Source organism: Pseudoalteromonas phenolica (assembly GCF_005886345.1).
In the GTDB taxonomy this organism is placed as follows: domain Bacteria; phylum Pseudomonadota; class Gammaproteobacteria; order Enterobacterales; family Alteromonadaceae; genus Pseudoalteromonas; species Pseudoalteromonas phenolica_A.
In genome coordinates, this window is sequence record NZ_PNEC01000018.1 from 11,905 (window position 1) to 29,055 (window position 17,151).

General features: G+C 41.5%; 14 protein-coding genes and 3 tRNA genes. 14 read left to right on the forward strand and 3 right to left on the reverse strand.

Annotated features, from left to right (window positions below):
* Nucleotides 1–98 precede the first annotated feature (98 nt).
* From CWB72_RS09480 to CWB72_RS09505, 6 genes are all read left to right on the forward strand, one after another.
* Nucleotides 99–5,771 (forward strand): PKD domain-containing protein, encoded by a 5,673-nt coding sequence (locus CWB72_RS09480; RefSeq protein WP_138630913.1) that lies wholly within the window; start codon nucleotides 99–101, stop codon nucleotides 5,769–5,771.
* Nucleotides 5,772–5,891: 120 nt separating this feature from the next.
* On the forward strand, nucleotides 5,892–6,695 hold the full coding sequence (locus CWB72_RS09485; RefSeq protein WP_138630915.1) for a VOC family protein: 804 nt from the start codon (nucleotides 5,892–5,894) through the stop codon (nucleotides 6,693–6,695).
* 55 nt (nucleotides 6,696–6,750) lie between these two features.
* A complete protein-coding gene (locus CWB72_RS09490; RefSeq protein WP_138630917.1) occupies nucleotides 6,751–7,416 on the forward strand; it encodes an SDR family oxidoreductase in 666 nt (221 codons plus the stop codon).
* Nucleotides 7,417–7,527: 111 nt separating this feature from the next.
* Entirely contained in the window at nucleotides 7,528–7,893 is a 366-nt protein-coding gene (locus tag CWB72_RS09495; protein ID WP_138630919.1) for a hypothetical protein, read from the forward strand.
* Nucleotides 7,893–10,235, forward strand: coding sequence for a fatty acid cis/trans isomerase (locus CWB72_RS09500; protein WP_138630921.1), 2,343 nt, complete (start codon nucleotides 7,893–7,895; stop codon nucleotides 10,233–10,235). The genes CWB72_RS09495 and CWB72_RS09500 overlap by 1 nt, the downstream gene beginning before the upstream one ends.
* An 83-nt stretch (nucleotides 10,236–10,318) precedes the next feature.
* A complete protein-coding gene (locus CWB72_RS09505) occupies nucleotides 10,319–10,939 on the forward strand; it encodes a dUTP diphosphatase (RefSeq protein WP_138569167.1) in 621 nt (206 codons plus the stop codon).
* An 8-nt stretch (nucleotides 10,940–10,947) separates the two neighbouring features.
* Here the strand turns inward: CWB72_RS09505 and yrfG are convergent, their stop codons facing one another.
* A complete protein-coding gene (gene yrfG, locus CWB72_RS09510; protein WP_138630923.1) occupies nucleotides 10,948–11,604 on the reverse strand; it encodes a GMP/IMP nucleotidase in 657 nt (218 codons plus the stop codon).
* 61 nt (nucleotides 11,605–11,665) lie between these two features.
* On the opposite strand from yrfG, the gene nudE reads away from it, so the two are divergent.
* The 8 genes from nudE (at nucleotide 11,666) to CWB72_RS09545 (ending at nucleotide 16,361) form a co-directional block, all read left to right on the forward strand.
* Nucleotides 11,666–12,229, forward strand: coding sequence for an ADP compounds hydrolase NudE (gene nudE, locus CWB72_RS09515; protein WP_138569165.1), 564 nt, complete (start codon nucleotides 11,666–11,668; stop codon nucleotides 12,227–12,229).
* 3 nt (nucleotides 12,230–12,232) lie between these two features.
* A complete protein-coding gene (gene cysQ, locus CWB72_RS09520; protein WP_138569164.1) occupies nucleotides 12,233–13,033 on the forward strand; it encodes a 3'(2'),5'-bisphosphate nucleotidase CysQ in 801 nt (266 codons plus the stop codon).
* 57 nt (nucleotides 13,034–13,090) lie between these two features.
* Entirely contained in the window at nucleotides 13,091–13,228 is a 138-nt protein-coding gene (locus tag CWB72_RS20540; protein ID WP_171037260.1) for a hypothetical protein, read from the forward strand.
* Nucleotides 13,229–13,421: 193 nt separating this feature from the next.
* Nucleotides 13,422–13,498, forward strand: a tRNA-Met gene (locus CWB72_RS09525).
* Between the two features lie 58 nt (nucleotides 13,499–13,556).
* A tRNA-Met gene (locus tag CWB72_RS09530) sits at nucleotides 13,557–13,633 on the forward strand.
* A 58-nt stretch (nucleotides 13,634–13,691) separates the two neighbouring features.
* Nucleotides 13,692–13,768 (forward strand) — tRNA-Met (locus CWB72_RS09535).
* A gap of 713 nt (nucleotides 13,769–14,481) precedes the next feature.
* The gene (locus CWB72_RS09540; RefSeq protein WP_138630925.1) at nucleotides 14,482–15,114 is read left to right on the forward strand and encodes a 2OG-Fe dioxygenase family protein; all 633 of its coding nucleotides are present in this window, start codon (nucleotides 14,482–14,484) and stop codon (nucleotides 15,112–15,114) included.
* An 8-nt stretch (nucleotides 15,115–15,122) separates the two neighbouring features.
* A complete protein-coding gene (locus CWB72_RS09545; protein ID WP_138630927.1) occupies nucleotides 15,123–16,361 on the forward strand; it encodes a cysteine desulfurase-like protein in 1,239 nt (412 codons plus the stop codon).
* Between the two features lie 56 nt (nucleotides 16,362–16,417).
* Here CWB72_RS09545 and CWB72_RS20545 read toward each other — a convergent pair whose 3' ends face one another.
* The gene (locus tag CWB72_RS20545) at nucleotides 16,418–16,588 is read right to left on the reverse strand and encodes a hypothetical protein (protein ID WP_171037261.1); all 171 of its coding nucleotides are present in this window, start codon (nucleotides 16,586–16,588) and stop codon (nucleotides 16,418–16,420) included.
* A 98-nt stretch (nucleotides 16,589–16,686) separates the two neighbouring features.
* Entirely contained in the window at nucleotides 16,687–17,145 is a 459-nt protein-coding gene (locus CWB72_RS09550) for a cyclic nucleotide-binding domain-containing protein (RefSeq protein WP_138630929.1), read from the reverse strand.
* Between the last annotated feature and the right edge of the window lie 6 nt (nucleotides 17,146–17,151).

Consider the following 17,151-nt stretch of genomic DNA (forward strand, 5'->3'; position numbering starts at 1 on the left):
CACGCCTTTTTTTAACGTGATTACTTATTTTTTAACATTGTGGAGGAAATACTTTGTTAAATCACCGTCTCAGAAAGGGGCCAATCGCAGCGTTGTTAATGTCATTAATGTTAACAGCATGTGGTGGCGGAGAGGACTCTCCTTCGGAACAACCTAGCCCAACCCCTCAGCCAGCTGAAAATAAAGCACCTACTGTAAACATACAAGGTGTGGCAGAAGCCAAAGAACAAAAAGCATTTGAACTGATTGCCAATGCGTCTGATAGCGATGGCTCAATTGCCAGTTATACTTGGTCACATGATTCAGATTTAGAGATTGCATTTAGTAATAAAACAGCTGCAACGACTGAAATCACAGTCCCGGATATCTCTGAAGATAAAAGTATTACGTTCACTATGACAGTTGAAGATGACAAAGGGGCCAGTGCTTCTGAGTCTGTTACTGTTACAGTTAAAAGAAAAGTATCAAGTGTCACAATTACCGGTATTGTGACCGATAAACCAATCGCCAATGCCATTGTTGATGTATCAGCCGCACAGGCGTCTGAGCAAGTAACCGCAGATGCAAACGGTGGCTACTCAGCGACTTTAGTCGTAGATGAAAGCGAAGTTGATGCGCTTGTAAGAATCTCTGCAAAAGGGGTGGGCGCACAAGAAAAAGTGACATTTGTCTCTCAGCTTAACTCAGTAGCTAAACTGGTTGAGCAAGCGGGTGATGATGGTATTTTAAGTAAAGAAGAAAACTTTGCAGTTAACGTTACCAACGTGACGACCGCTGAATACGCGCTTTTAACTCGAAACAACACCAGTTTCACCAATGATGAAGAGCTTTCAGCTGCACTACTTAATGTCGATGCGAATGAAAAGATTGAGTTAGCGACGCTAATTAAAATCGTGGTCGACAATGATGACTTTGAGCTGCCAGAAGGCGTAGAGTCAACCTTAGACCTGATTGATGACGAGCAGACGGCGAATGAATTTACCGAGCAGGTCAATGAGACCAACCCAACGCTTTTAGAAGAAACCAAAGAAGAAATTAAAAAAGACACTGACCTTGTTGATGGCGCCAAAGGTGAACTGACAGGCAGTTATATTCTTCAATCAGTCAAATACTATGATGCCCCAGCGTATCACATTGACATCAATGACAATGGCGCAGCACAAATTACGGCGTATGATACCCAAGCAGCACAGTGGCAATATGAAGGTAATGTATTAACCATTACACCGACTGAGCCTTTAACCTTATTTAAAGGAAATTCAGCCGATAAAGGGGCAGTGACAATCACAGCCACAAGCCTAGCCCTTAACGTGTTAGGTGAAAATGACGTATTCAGAACAGTTGATATTGTTGAAGCAAGAACATCAACGTATGAAGACGGCACGGTAGAAAATACTGAGTACAAAGCCACATCAAACCTATTAGATAAAGCAAAAACCATCACGTTATCAGAAGCAGATTTACTCGGTGATTGGGTGTTAGAGCTCATTGACCGTGATAACAGCAATGGAGATGAGCCAGCTGAAAAGTTACGTTTCTCTGCAGGCGGTAAACTTGAATCACTAGAAGAAGGTGATAACAACGAAGAGCTATCATGGCGTCTTGCTGACAATGTACTAGTCGTAAACTACAAAGATACCAAAGAAGATGGCTCTATCGAAGAAGGTGAAGCATCATTTTGGTTCACTAAGTCACTGGCAAGTGGCTATCAGTTTGTTCTAAAAGACACCTCTGACCCGCGTTGGTCAGACACAGAATACGGTGTACTACTTAAAATTGATACTAACCTGCAAGTATCAGAAAGCGATTTAATTGGTCGCTGGACAGGCTTTATCGGCCTGCAACAAGACCTATACACCATGGACTTATTTGAGTCAGGTGAGCTATACCTTGACGCATATGACCTAGAGCATGCTTGGTTCTTAGATGGCAATGTGATGCACCGCCAACGCTTCATCCAGAATGACTACACCGTTGTGAGCAAGTGTGATGTGACTGAATCAAACTGCTACCTTTATGAAGATGTGAGACATGAAGTTCTCGCCATTGAAAACGGCTACATTGCACTAGAAAGAGAATATATTCGTTTCAATAACCTAGGTGAAATCACTTTTTCAGACAGCAGTGCGTTCGTTTATCAATACAGCGCTGAGATTGCACAAACAAAACTGCAAGCATCAATGCTGAGAACAAACATGGAGTTCTTCATTGAAGAGAGCGAAAAAGGAAATTGGACCCCAGTTCGAATTGAATACTTCAGACCAAATTGGTATCCAAGCTTCATTTACTTCGGTGACGAAAGCTACGAGGTGACATTAGTTGACGGCATGCTGAAATACAGCACAGCTGAAGGTAATAAAGTCCTAGAGCTAATTGAGTATGGTGTTTCTGGGTGGGTTGTTTGTATGCGTGATGAAAACGCACAATGTGATGAGTCAAACAAGCTAACACTGCACTTTGATGTGCCACAAGTCACTATTACAGTCGAATCAAATGAAGGTGGTAATTTGACACCTGAGAGCACTACAGTGCCCTTTGGTAGCTATGTGGAGTTATTTGCGAATCCAGCACCAAATTATGGCATTGCAAATGTTGAAGGGTGTAACGGTTACTTAAACGGCGATATCTTCGTAATCCCATCAGCAACAGAAAGCTGTAAGGTTACGGCCACGTTTGAGCCTTACTTAAACTTTACTGCAACAGCGTCAATAGGTGGCTCTGTAACGCCTTCTGATATTTGGGCACCAGCGGGTAGCTATGTAGAGTTTATGATTACTCTTGAATTGGGTTATATGATTGATTCAATTTCAGGTTGTGAAGAAGGTGAGCTATTAGAAGGTGGCATTTTCGCCATTAATAACCCGACGATGGCGTGTGAGCTAAACGTTCAGTTTAAAAATGTACTGAATAGTAGTTTTGTAGTTTACTCAGATGAGTTCGCTACTCGCCCAGCCTATCATTTTGAATTAAATGAAGCGGGTGATACGGGCTTTGTAAGCATGGTGAATCGTGTTGCTATCGCATCGGTAAACCCATTAAATGAGTTTGAAACCGAGTATGTTTTATCTGAGCCATTGATTATTTCTCAATCTCAGCGCCACAAGAGCGATGAAAATGGCGATTATGTCTACGACGACATGGGTAATCCTGTTTACGAGTCTTTAGAAACCTCTACAGAGGTTGTGTATGTATCCATCATATCTGATACGAGTGATTTAATTGATGCGAGCCTAAACTATTCTGCACGCGTATATGTTGATGGTGTAGAAGATTCTTCGTTGGCTTATCAAAATACCTTAGCGCAAAACCTAGTTCATAAGCAGACTGTTTCATTACCGAGTGAGTCTGAACTTATTGGTACTTGGGTGTTTGATTTCAATGACAATGCGCTAGCCCAAGATATTGACTTAGTGGAAACTTTCAGCCTGTCTGCGAGCGGTGTGATGACGCGAGAAGAAGATGAATATAACCAAGGTCAAAATATTACTTTTAGCTGGTCTTTCGATACTGAGCGCAATGCTTTAGCAATTAAGCGTGAGGGTGATATCAATGACACCACCTATCTGTGGCCTGTTAAAAATCTAGAGGCAGGCTATCAGTTTGTAGCGCAGGTCGAGAGTGTTGAGCCATCAACAGCCAAAGCAAAATGGGGCCGCATGTTCAAACAGCAAGCAGGTTTGAATGTAACTGAAGATCAAGTAATTGGTCGTTGGCTTGGCTTCATCGGTAATGAGCAAGATTTATATGATCTATGGGTCATTCCGAGCGAACAATGGGGGTTAGATGTTCGTTTTGGTTTAAGTGGTGACTCTAGTTATGATGGCCGTGTTGAAGACGGCGTGTTTTACAGAGAACGTTATTTCTCTGAGGGATACGGAAAAGTAAAATGGTGTGATGTTAGCCTTGATACTTGCTGGAAAGGTCTTCGCATGACTCATAAGTTTGTTGCTATTGTTGGTAATAAGTATTTCATTCATCGTCGAATAGAAGATGGAGATTGGAAAAATAACGAGTTAGCTGTCAGCTATGATTCTTTATTTATTTATGAGTATTATCCAGAGACAAGTTACAGTAGTTTTTCTGTTGGTATGTTCCACTCGGGTTTAGAGGAGTTCTTTATCAAGGACGAATATGGCAACCTATCTACTATTGCAATCCAGTATGAGACTGATTATGAACAAGAGGGCAACCCTTTTGTAAACCAAATCACCATTGATGGTTTGAGTTATGATTTAACTATCGCTGATGGTAAGTTATTCTATAATGACGGCAACCAAGATATGGTTGTTGAAATGTTAGATAACACAGGTGCTGAGTTTGTCGTGTGTATTTATGAGGCTAGTTTAAGCTGTGCCGAAGGAACACAAGTAACCTGGCATTTTGAACAACCAGCAATCGACAGCTTTTATCTAACTGATACTAGTTTATATACTTCAGATGTGTATCACTTTGAATTTAATGCAGGTGGTACTGCCAATGTTTTGATGACGCCGTATGAACAGGGTTCTCAAGCGATTGCTGCAACTTGGACAAGTAGCGATGTGCTAACACTGACTCCTCAGACACGTACGGTGACGAACTCATGGATGACAAGCGATGAGTCAGGTAACTCTGTTCAACGAGAAACAATTTTAGCTGGGTGGGAAGTTGCATCTGAAGGTGACTTTGCCACTGTAAAAGTAACCTATCATACAGAAGATGATGGTGTGTTTGTTTCTGAAGAGGTTTTTGAATCTCGTTTGAACAAACTAAAACTCGGTGAAATGTTGGTTGATACGAGTACACAGGATTGGACTGGCGATTGGGTTCTATCAAACTTTGACGGTGAAGATGGCAACAATTATGCCGGCCATTTGACTTTGAATGATAACTTCACCGGTACGGCTGAGGTGGCAGGCTCAAGCGAAGTAGAGCAGTTTAATTGGGCGGTTAGCAATGGTAGTTTGGAGCTAGATTTTGGCAGTGATATCAAAGTAGCTGTTGAGTTAAATCGCGATATCAACACAGGTTACCAATATACTCAGTTTGTTACTGAGGGCACAAATACTGTGAGTGTCAATGGCGGGTTGATGATCAAGAAGCAGTCTATCACTATGACTGAACAAGATTATTATGGTCGCTGGGGTTATTTTGATGGCGCAGAACACACTGATTACTCGTTCGCCATGGAAATTTATGATGATCTTAGTGTACGTTTTGGTCTAGTCGCGTCTACACTTCAAGGCCGCTTTGTCGATGGGCAATTTGTCCGTTCTGTGTATTACGATACAAGTACTCAAGAATACTTTAGATTTTGTACACCAGAACAAGTTGATTGTCAGCTTTATTACGAATTACGCTACACGCCAGTTACCACTGATGGCAGTAAAGTATTTTTCTTAAGAGATTCTTATAAAGGCGACGGTGCTCAAGGTGCAATTTATACATCAAGCTATATTCTTGTAAAAGAAAAAATGCCAAGCATGGAGATTGCTAAAATTGAAGACTTCCACTTAAACAGTTTTTCAATGAAAGATGAGAATGATATAAGCTGGTATTCATGGAGTACCGATGCTGATGGTAATCGTTTATTGACAATAAATGGACAACAATACCCGTTTATTTTCAATGATGGTGTAATTGAAGTGACGCTTGATGATGGTTTCATGTATTTCATTGAGCTAGTTGCTGGTTCAAATACGAAAGAGGGCGTGACCTTGTGTAAGTATTTACAAGGTGATACCTGCTTAGAAGAAAACCATGTTCGCCTAAGCTATACAGTGACTTATTAAAGATCATATAAATCTTTGTTAGAGCAAATGCCACTCAATCGAGTGGCATTTTTGTTTTAAGTTTGCTCATTTACATAAACTAAGCTAGTTAATAGGGAACTATAATTAAAAGGAATACTAATGGCCAAAGTCACTTCATCGTCAATTTCAGCTTTTTGCTGGGCAGAATTATGTTCATCAGATTGGGCGGGCGGAAAACAGTTCTATACACAACTCTTTGACTGGCAGTTTGACGATCAACCCATAGGTGAAGGTTGTTATTACACTATGCTAAAGAAGCAAGCTGATGATGTCGCGGCCATGTATCAAATGATGCCTGAGCAAAAAGAGGCGAATATCCCCAGTCATTGGTTAGGCTATATTGCAGTCGAAAATATCGATGAAACCGCCGATAAAGCAAAGCAGCTAGGTGCAACGGTAATTCATGGCCCTTGTGATGTGATGAGTGCCGGCCGTATGGTGATGATAAGCGATCCAGGCGGTGCGTTTGTGGCATTTTGGCAAGCTAACGAGCATATTGGCACACAGAGAGTATTAGAGAAGAATACGCCTTATTGGCATGAGCTAGCTTGTCGAGGCAGTGAAAAAATCGGGCAGTTTTATAGCGAACTATTAGGTTGGCAGATCCAAATCGAAAAAATGGAGCACATGGATTACACCTTGTTTTGTAATGAGCAAGGGCCTGTTGCAGGTATGCTCGAAATGACCGAAGAGTGGGAGGGTATTCCTCCTCATTGGATGATTTATTTTGCTGTGGCAGATTGTGATGTGATGTCTGAAAAAGCCACGTCTCTAGGCGGGCAAGTTTGTGTGCCACCCACCGATATTCCAAATATAGGGCGTTTTGCTGTTATCACAGATCCGCAAGGTGCAGTATTCTCAATTATGCAATCTTGCAATGACGATATTGATTTGGATGCTTGATATTAAAGGTATTTGCCCCAAGTTCAGTAGGCATTAAAAATACTAGGAGAATACAATGACAAAACATGTGGTTATCACTGGGGCAAACCGCGGTATCGGCCTTGAGTTTGCAAAACAGTATTTAGCCCAAGGTTATGAAGTAACCGCTGTAGTGCGAAAACCATCTGTTGAGTTACAAGATTTGTCGCTAAACATCATCGAAGATATTGATGTGAGCCAAAGTGATGATGTTGCTCGATTAGCATCAGCGCTTAGCGGTAAGTCTATTGATGTGCTTATTAACAACGCAGGTATTTTTGAAAACGAAAGCCTTGCCAATATGGACTTTGAGGCCATCAATGCACAACTTCAGATCAATGCGGTTGCGCCAGTGCGAGTCACACATGCTTTGCAAACTAACTTAAGCAATGGCAGTAAAGTGGCGATGATCACCAGCCGTATGGGCTCAATCGCTGATAATGGCTCAGGTGCTTATATAGGTTACAGAATGTCAAAGGCGGCACTCAATGCAGCTGGTGTCAGTTTATCGCATGAACTAAAACCTAAAGGTGTAGCCGTTGCCCTATTGCATCCGGGTTTTGTGCAAACTCAGATGGTAAATTTTGCCGGTGACATCTCACCTCAAGTTGCTGCAGAGCGATTAATGCAACGCATCGAAGAACTGAACTTAGACAATACAGGTAGTTTCTGGCACTCAAACGGTGACATTTTATCTTGGTAAAACGAAGCATATAAAAGATGAACAGATGGCAGGCAATGCTTTCTGTTCGTCGCGTGTTCAGGTTAGGTTTGCTAAACTTGTGGCAATGATCACTTATCCTGAACAATTATCATGGAATTAGAACAAAACACACCACTCACACTGCCGCTTTTTTTACTTGATGAGCATATCGAACAGCGCGACCTTGAAGCCTCTGATTTAACACTCAGTGTGATCTTAGACGAAACCTTACTGGCTAACCTGTGCCAAAACCCGGCAGAAAATCAAAGTATCAGTATAAATTTAGAAACTTACCAGTTATTTGCAGATAACTCTCAATTCAAACCTGTGATCAGTGAAGCACATCAAGCGCAGCTATTACTGAACCGAGGTCCAGTACTAAGTGCCGTGGTAAGTAGTGGTGAGCAAGTTTTTATTTCTCCCCCCGTAGAAATGATGCCAACATTTGATCTAGGCGACGAAGAAGAGGAGGCATAATGCCTTTTAAAAAAGGCGCTGTGCTTACTTGCTTACTATTTCTAAGTGGTTGTGTTGCACTGGCTGCCAATCACTATGAAACCCTGTTTGGGCCAGCACAACCACAACAACGTGAGGTCGTTGCAAATACACCTCATGCGACGCAATACCTCAATGACGTAAAGCCGATTATTGAGCAGCGCTGTGTGGTGTGCCACGGTTGTTACGATGCACCCTGCCAGCTAAAGCTCTCTTCTCCTGAAGGCATAGACCGCGGCTTGAGTAAGGAGCCCGTGTATGATGGTACTCGTTTATTGGCGCAAACACCGTCACGCTTATTGATAGATGCCACATCTACACAACAATGGCGCGATAAAGGCTTTACTGCGGTGCTTAACGAACATCAGCAAAGTGCTGATGCAAACTTAGCAGCCTCTGTGATGTATCGTTCATTATTATTAAAACAAAATACTGAATTACCCGCACAGCAAGTGCTAGGTGATGAATTTGATTTTAGTCTAGACAGAACGGCCTCTTGCCCGAGCATTGAAGAGTTTGACAATTATGCGCAAAACCAGCCTCATGCAGGTATGCCCTATGGTTTGCCAGCGTTAGAGCAAAGTGAATTTGCTGTATTACACGATTGGTTAAAGAGCGGTGCTAAAATGGCCCAGATTGCGCCGCCGACCTTAACTGAGCTTGCACAAGTCGAAATCTGGGAAGCTTTTCTAAACCAAGATAACCTCAAAGCGCGTTTGTCAGCGCGTTATATATACGAGCATTGGTATCTGGCGAATATTTACTTTAATGAAGCTAATAAATCAGATTCACCTAGTTTCTTTAAGTTAGTACGCTCTAAAACTCCTCCGGGAGAGGCGATAGATATTATTGCTACGCGCCGACCTTTTGATGATCCAAAAGTTGAACGTGTGTTTTATCGTCTTCAACATCAAAGAGGTACTTTGCTTTCTAAAACCCACATGCCTTTGGCACTCAATCAAAACAAGCTTGAGCGTGTCACGGCTCAGTTTATAGAAGAAAATTACCAAGTTACTCAGTTGCCTAGTTACGAGCCTGAAGTGGCTTCAAATCCATTTAAGAGCTTTGCCGAACTGCCAGTTAAGTCTAAATATCAATTTATGTTAGACGAAGCGCATTTGATCATCAGTGGCTTTATTAAAGGGCCGGTTTGTCGGGGTCAAATTGCATTAAATGTCATTAATGATCACTTTTGGGTCGCCTTTGTCGATCCTGATAAAAACAGCTCACCTCAGATCAGCGAATTGTTGTTAAACCATGAAGATGATTTGGCACTCCCTGCTGCAGAGCAAAGCAATGCTTTACCACTCTCTAGTTGGGCAAAATATGCCAAACGCCAACATGAATATTTAAATGCTAAAACTCAGCTGGCGAATAAAGTGTTTGCCGACGGTAATAAATTAAAGACAGATTTAATATGGCAAGGTGAGGGGCATAACCGTAATGCGGCACTCACTGTGTTTCGCCATTTCGACAGTGCAACAGTGGTGAAAGGGTTTGTCGGACAGTCGCCGAAAACCATGTGGTTATTAGATTATGCTTTATTCGAGCGGATCCATTACTTGCTGGTGGCGGGATTTGATGTCTATGGCAATATTGGTCACCAGTTAATAACTCGTTTGTATATGGATTTTTTACGTCTTGAGGGGGAGCAGAACTTCATCAATTTATTGCCGCAACCTAAAAGACAGGCTGTAAAAAACTATTGGTATCGTCAGTCACATTTAAGCTTGAGCGAATTTATTAATCGAAAGACAATTCTGGCAGCCCCTACGGGGATCCAATTCAAAACAGACGATCCGCAAGCAGAGTTGTATAGCAAGTTTAAACAGCATTTGCAGCCAGTATTAAGTGAGAGGCATGCGTACCAACTTGTACCAAAGCCGTTATTGTCATTAAGCTCTTTACCAAGCAAAGCGGTTAATGTGTTGCCTCAAGTTTCATTTATTTTGGTCAAACACGGCGAGCAGCATAAAGCGTATACGCTTATTCGTCATAACGCTCACTACAATATTTCAAGTTTATTGAATGAGCAAGGTCAGCGAGCATATGATGAAGACACGGTTACCATAGTGCCTGGGTTTATTGGCGATTATCCTGCAGCTATATGGTATTTGCCGAATGAGGAGCATGTGCACAGCTTTGTCGAAAATATGCATAATATGAAAAATGAAGAAGACTATCGAGCTTTAAAGCTGCAATTTGCGATACGTCGAAGTCATCCGCAATTTTGGCACTATAGTGACCTGTTGCATGAGGTGGCTAAGCAATATAAAGGAATCGAATACGGTTTGTTTGATTACAATCGACTTGAGAATCGATGACCTTATTCACCTTGTAATATAGATAAAAGCCCAAGAAATTGGGTATCATAACCGACAATAAAAACGAAATTAGGAAGTGCACCATGTCTGCGAACACAACAAAGCTAGTCGTTATGCTAGAAATGCAAAACGCCATGAACACTAAGGTTCATGAGCAATGGTTTAACCAAGGGTTTGAATGGTATCGCGCTATTTGGGTTGAGTGTGCTGAAATGTTAGACCACTACGGTTGGAAGTGGTGGAAAAAGCAAACTCCAGATACTGAGCAAGTGATTTTAGAGCTCGTGGATATTTTCCACTTTGGCCTATCGCTTCGTATTGATGGCGTTAAAAGCTATGAGCAGTTAGCAACTGAACTGGAAAAAGAATTAAGCGAGCCGCAACTTTCTGAAGACTTTAAACAAACACTTGAACAGCTAGCTGCAAGTGCGGTGGCTGATAAGTCTTTTAACGCGCAAGCATTTGCTGGCTGCATGCAGCAAATCGGTATGAGTATTGATGATTTATATCGTGGTTATGTGGGCAAGAATACCCTGAACTTCTTCCGCCAAGATCACGGTTATAAAGACGGCTCTTATATCAAGGTGTGGAATGGTCAAGAAGACAATGAGCATCTAGTTGAAGTTGTGAAGAGTCTAGACACTGAGCATGCCGATTTTGCTAAGCAAGTTTATGCAGGGTTAGAAGCGCGTTACCCTGCATAATATTTGTTCTAAGTTATCGGTAATAAAGTGCCATAGTCAGTAATTGATAAATAGCCAGTGATGTCTTTCACTGGCTGTTTGCTATCTGGGTTAGCAATCGCCAATAAATGTTCAATGCCAAATTGTTTAGCTGAAGCTAGTACGCTTAAACTGTCATCGACAAATAAGGTTCTACTTTTATCAAACCCCAAATCAACTTGAACTTGTTGCCATAAGCTTTGACTTTCTTTACTTACACCATACTCATGGGTTGAAATCAGCTTATCTAGGTATTGGTCAAACTGCGTGCGTTCGACCTTTAAGCTCAAGCTATCAGGGTGTGCATTGGTGAGTAGAATTAACTCTTTTCCTGCAGCTTTTAACGCCTTTAAAAACTCAGGTACATCGTCACGCACAGTGATCAGGTGCTGTATCTCTCGTTTCAGCTCCATAATGGGGAGGTCGAGTTCTTTTTGCCAATAATCTAAGCAGTACCACTGTATTTTTCCTTCTACAGCTTGGTAGCGTTTTTCTATATCAGCAAAAGCTTCTGCGACACTGATATTGTGTTTTCTTGCGAGCTGTTCGGGGATCACATTTAACCAAAAATGGTTATCAAAATGCAGATCGAGCAGAGTACCGTCCATATCTAACAAAACGGTATCGATTTTTGACCAATTTAACATAGGCATTTGTCGTTAAAGGCTTTATGATTAAGTTAACTGCCATATTAGCAAATAAACGCCTATGTCACAGAAAAAGCATCCAAACCCACCCGAAATTATCCACTGCGATGTAGTGGCCAAAAGTAAACTTTTTACAGTTGAAGCCTTAGATTTGACCTTTTCGAACGGCGAGCAGCGTCAATATGAACGAATTCGAGGCGGTGGCCGAGGTGCTGTGATGGTGGTGCCAATCACTGCTGACAATGAGCTTCTATTAGTCAGAGAATATTGTGCGGGTACGCATAACTATCAACTCGGTTTTCCTAAAGGCTTAATTGACCCTGGTGAAACCGCGAAGCAAGCTGGCAACCGCGAGCTAAAAGAAGAAGTGGGTATGGGCGCAGAGCAGTTTGATGAGTTAAAAACACTATCACTGGCACCGAGCTATTTTAATGCGCGTATGCACATTTTGGTTGCGCAAAACCTTTACTCAGAAAGCTTAGAGGGTGATGAGCCTGAACCGCTGGTGGTTGTAAAATGGCCATTAGAGGAATGGCAGTCGTTGCTTGAGCAAGAAGACTTCACTGAAGCGCGTAGTGTGGCAGCACTTATGTTGTTACAAACCTTCCTAGCAGCAAAGGAGTAGCATATGCAGTCATTATTAGAGCCTTGTATTGAGCTTGCCCAAAAAGCAGGGCAAGCCATTATGGATATCTACAAACAAGATGATATAGGTCAACAAGAAAAATCTGACCATACACCAGTCACCAAAGCGGACTTGGCCTCCAACGAAGTGTTGATGGCTGGCTTACAAGCCATAGCGCCCGATATTCCAATTATATCTGAAGAGACCCCCATTCCAACTTTAGCGGAGCGACGTCAATGGAAAAGATATTGGTTGTTAGATCCTATGGATGGCACGGGTGAGTTTATTTTGCAAAGTGGTGATTTTGCGGTAAATATTGCACTGATAGAAAACAATAAGCCTGTGCTGGGAGTCATATTTTGGCCGGCTAAAAATACCACATATTTTGCTTATGCAGGCTTTGGAGCATTTAAAAGAGTAGGTGAAGAGCAACAGCAAATTAGCGTTGCTTCGCCTGAACACTTAACCTTAGCGGTGAGTCGTAGACAAAAACTCGAAGCGGTCAGCCAATACTTAAATAGCCAATTTGATACCGTTGCGCTTGGCTCATGTTCACTTAAAGCGTGTATCATCGCTGAAGGCAAAGCCGATTGTTTTTTACGAATTGGCCCAACAGGCGAGTGGGATACAGGGGCTTCACAAGTAATTGTAGAAGAAGCCGGTGGCTGTATCACTGATTCTGAGTTTAACCCTTTAACTTATAATCAGCGTGAAACCACAGAAAATCCTGACTTTATCGTGATGGGTCATCCTGATTGGCAGTTCCAGAAGTTGATCACACCGCATCAAAGAGTAATAAATTGATTTGTATGTTTTTTGTTTCATTGTTATCTTGAAAGTGTTTCAAACAAGGAGAAGATGATGAAACTAAAACTTAATTGTAAGAAGTTAAAGAAATTAAACAAAGACAGCAAAAGCTTAGATAAAGCTCAAACACAGCAAATTGCAGGTGGCTGGGTAACTTGGGAGTGTTTATCAGGTCTTTGGGATTGTCGTTAACTGTTCAAAAGCTAGCAGGTAATGCTAGCTTTTTCGGTACTTTGCTAGACTTTTGTTTTATTTTTATCCATTTGAATGCGATTTCGTGTTTTATGCCTTGCAATAAAAATTTAATCCATTATTATAGCGACCTCTTGAAAGGGAGACCTTTCAAAACTCATTAAAATAATTCAATTTATTTTAATGTTACAGGCGCGGGATGGAGCAGCCTGGTAGCTCGTCGGGCTCATAACCCGAAGGTCGTCGGTTCAAATCCGGCTCCCGCAACCAATTCTTTTAGAGAGAATTAAAACCTCTAAGGCTCGTTTGCTTATGCAAACCATTCGGACGCGGGATGGAGCAGCCTGGTAGCTCGTCGGGCTCATAACCCGAAGGTCGTCGGTTCAAATCCGGCTCCCGCAACCAATTCTTCTAGAGTGAATTCAAGACTCTAGGGCTCGTTTGCTTTATGCAAACCATCTGACGCGGGATGGAGCAGCCTGGTAGCTCGTCGGGCTCATAACCCGAAGGTCGTCGGTTCAAATCCGGCTCCCGCAACCAACTTTCTTATCTTAAAAATCTATTTATCAAATCCCCTTTATTAGATTAGTTTTTTGCTTCAAATATAATTTTTAACTTTCGTCTGTTTTGTTGGGCTCTCTTATTATTCACAAAGGTCATCGGTTCAAACCCTGTTCCCGCAACCAACTTTCTTACCTTAAAAATCTTTTTATCAAATCCCCTTATCAGATTAGTTTTTGGTTCAAGTATAATTGTTAACTTTCGTCAGTTTTGTCGGGCTCTCTCTTATAATTCACGAAGGTCGTCGGTTCAAATCCGGCTCCCGCAACCAACTTTCTTACCTTAAAAATCTTTTTATCAAATCCCCTTATCTGATTAGTTTTTTGGTTCAAGTATAATTTTTAACTTTCGTCAGTTTTGTCGTGTTCCTTTATATTAATTCTTATTTGACTTCCAAAGTGATTAATAATTAATTTCGCTTATCGCTTATCGCTTATCGCTTATCGCTTATCGCTTATCGCTTATCGCTTATCGCTTATCGCTTATCGCTTAAACTGAACTATTTTTACTCTGGACTGACCAGTTTGGTTGAAAAATTTTTAGTCTTTTCAAAATTAGAAAATTTAGCCTTATAAATTTATAAAATGCATTATCAATGTAATTATTGATGTTTGTGTGTGTAATTTAAATCAATTAACTGCTCGAAATAGATTAAGATCTGCGCCAATTCTATAATCATAAACGAGAGCAACATGACCGCAGTAAACAACCAGAATTTGCTTCAATTACGTTTTATTCAACAGCCTCATATTGATGGTGTAAAACCATTCTTTGATCATCTACCTGATAACCCATATGCAGACGGTGCTTTCCGTAAACGTCGTTATTCAGTATTGAAGTTTGTTGATAATGAAGTAAGCCTTCAACCAACTAAAGCGTTTGTTCAAGACGACTCAATTAACAACTTTCAGGGTAACATTGAGCGCGTTTATGAGAATTTAGAAACCGATTTAATTAATAGCGATGCATTTAAGCACTTACTGACTGAATTCAGAGCGATGACAGGCATTGAAGAGAGCCGTGACATTGAAGTTCATCAGTTCAGAATGTTAGCGATTGAAAGTGACACCCCACCGGCACCTGAAGGTGTTCACCAAGATGGTTTTGATCATGTGTGTGTATGTGGCGTATCGCATGAAAATATTGCAGGCGGTGAGCTGCTAGTATATGAACACAAAGAAGCTGAGCCTTGCTTCAAGATGGAAATTAAAGACGGTTTGTTTGCACTTGTAAATGACCGCGAAGTTTGGCACAACGCAACACCGATGAATAAGCTAAATGCCGATGAAGTAGGCTATTTAGACTGTTTCGTATTCACAGCATAGAGGCCGAAATGGAACTACAAAAATTGCGTCGTCAGTTCCCTGCACTTATGCAGCAGGTGAATGGTCAATCCCCTATCTTCTTAGATGGTCCGGGTGGCTCTCAAGTACCTCAATCGGTACTCAGTGCTATGTCGGCTTATTTGGGTTACTACAACTCAAACTTAGGTGGAGCATTTTTCTCAAGCGATAAAACGGTCGACTTGATGAATGATGCGCGTCAGGCTGTAGCAGATTTATTAAACGCACCGAGCAAAGAGCAAATTGTGTTCGGCGCGAATATGACTAGCCTAACATTTAGCTTTAGCCGTGCAGTATCACGTAATTGGCAAGCAGGTGATGAAGTGATAGTGACCAATGCTGATCACTTCTCAAATGTGTCTTCTTGGCGTCAGGCTGCCGAAGATAAAGGCGCACGTGTAAAGGCTGTAAAAATCAACGAAGCAGATTGCACACTTGATTTAGCACACTACAAGTCACTGTTGAATGAGAAGACTAAGCTAGTTGCTGTGACATACGCATCGAACACCACGGGTTCTATTAACGACATTAAACAGATCGTAGAGCTTGCGCACCAAGTTGGTGCGTTAGTGTATGTGGATGCGGTTCACTATGCGCCTCATGAGCTTATCGATGTACAAGCGCTTAATTGTGACTTCTTAGCTTGCTCGGCTTACAAGTTCTTTGGCCCGCACGTAGGGATTGTTTATGGTAAGCGTGAACATTTAGAAGGTTTTACGCCATACAAAGTGGAACCTGCAAAAGATGTGATCCCAGGTCGTTGGGAAACTGGCACGCAAAGCTTTGAAGGTTTAGCGGGTGTTATTGCTGCCATTGATTACATAGCTAGTCTAAGTGATTTACCAGAAAGCACACCACGTCGTGAGCGTCTAGCTCAGGCATTTGCAAACACCAAAGAACATGAAATGGCACTGAGTGCCTATTTCTTAAAGCGACTAGCTGATTTTCCTCAGATCCGTTTATACGGTATTACAGATGAATCTCGCCTTGCTGAACGTACGCCAACTTTTGCCTTAACATTTGAAGGCTTAGCACCGCGTGAGGTGTCTGAATTCTTAGGCAAGCAACATATGTGTGTGTGGGATGGTAACTTCTATGCGCAAGGCTTATGTGAGCAGCTTGGTGTAATGGATAAAGGGGGTGTTGTTCGTATTGGTTGTATGCACTACAACACCATTGAAGAGCTAGAAAAATTATTCAGTGCGTTTGAAGCGTTACTGAATCGCTAATTTTGCTTGAATAAAAAAGGCGCTAATAAGTGCCTTTTTTATTTCTAACGGTAGTCTTAGCAGTAATCTTTATTGCTAACGCAACCTAAGTAGCTCATACAACGCCAAGCAGGCTGTGTCCAATTAGGATCCCAACCTCCGGCTACTTTTGGGGTAACAGCTTGTGGTAAATCGCTGCTGTTTTTTGACAGGCTTTTCATTTTCTTTTTGTTTAATTGCAACTTCATATTATTTTCCTTAATTAAAGTCAGCTTGTTTGAGTGAAAAATAATCGCTGCAATTACACTAGAAGTAAAATGAAATATATTAATGTATGAAAAATAGGCTAAATATTTTCTTCAATATAATTATTTAGCTTTGCGATTCGCTGGCCCATACCTTCAATAATTCTATCTTTAATTTTTTCTCTGATCACACTTGGTAGGCGAGTTAATGCTTCTGGTGTAATGGTCAGTAAAATACTGTCGCTGAATGCTTTGGCATTGGTACTGTGTTCACGTTTACAAATAAATGCGCCTTCACCTATGAATTCACCCGGACCGACCTTGCCGAGCTGACTGAGTTCTTCTTTTTTAAATATAGCGAGCTCACCGCTTAGAATAATAAATAAACGGTTATCTTTATCGAAGTGCTTGAAGGCATGCTTGTCTTTTTGGACGAGATATAAATGGCTGAAAGACTCAAGCAATACTTGTCTTTCAGCTAAAGTGAAGTCACTAAAAAAAGGCAGGCGATTGATTATTTCTAGCTGTTTAATCAGCGGTACATGTTCTAGTAACTTCATAGATAA

What these genes read in the sequence shown, in the direction of transcription:
- CWB72_RS09480 (WP_138630913.1), top strand. Translation starts at nt 99, where the DNA reads ATGTCATTAATGTTAACAGCATGTGGTGGCGGAGAGGACTCTCCTTCG.
- CWB72_RS09485 (WP_138630915.1), top strand. Translation starts at nt 5,892, where the DNA reads ATGGCCAAAGTCACTTCATCGTCAATTTCAGCTTTTTGCTGGGCAGAA.
- CWB72_RS09490 (WP_138630917.1), top strand. Translation starts at nt 6,751, where the DNA reads ATGACAAAACATGTGGTTATCACTGGGGCAAACCGCGGTATCGGCCTT.
- CWB72_RS09495 (WP_138630919.1), top strand. Translation starts at nt 7,528, where the DNA reads ATGGAATTAGAACAAAACACACCACTCACACTGCCGCTTTTTTTACTT.
- CWB72_RS09500 (WP_138630921.1), top strand. Translation starts at nt 7,893, where the DNA reads ATGCCTTTTAAAAAAGGCGCTGTGCTTACTTGCTTACTATTTCTAAGT.
- CWB72_RS09505 (WP_138569167.1), top strand. Translation starts at nt 10,319, where the DNA reads ATGTCTGCGAACACAACAAAGCTAGTCGTTATGCTAGAAATGCAAAAC.
- yrfG (WP_138630923.1), bottom strand. Translation starts at nt 11,604, where the DNA reads ATGTTAAATTGGTCAAAAATCGATACCGTTTTGTTAGATATGGACGGT.
- nudE (WP_138569165.1), top strand. Translation starts at nt 11,666, where the DNA reads ATGTCACAGAAAAAGCATCCAAACCCACCCGAAATTATCCACTGCGAT.
- cysQ (WP_138569164.1), top strand. Translation starts at nt 12,233, where the DNA reads ATGCAGTCATTATTAGAGCCTTGTATTGAGCTTGCCCAAAAAGCAGGG.
- CWB72_RS20540 (WP_171037260.1), top strand. Translation starts at nt 13,091, where the DNA reads ATGAAACTAAAACTTAATTGTAAGAAGTTAAAGAAATTAAACAAAGAC.
- CWB72_RS09540 (WP_138630925.1), top strand. Translation starts at nt 14,482, where the DNA reads ATGACCGCAGTAAACAACCAGAATTTGCTTCAATTACGTTTTATTCAA.
- CWB72_RS09545 (WP_138630927.1), top strand. Translation starts at nt 15,123, where the DNA reads ATGGAACTACAAAAATTGCGTCGTCAGTTCCCTGCACTTATGCAGCAG.
- CWB72_RS20545 (WP_171037261.1), bottom strand. Translation starts at nt 16,588, where the DNA reads ATGAAGTTGCAATTAAACAAAAAGAAAATGAAAAGCCTGTCAAAAAAC.
- CWB72_RS09550 (WP_138630929.1), bottom strand. Translation starts at nt 17,145, where the DNA reads ATGAAGTTACTAGAACATGTACCGCTGATTAAACAGCTAGAAATAATC.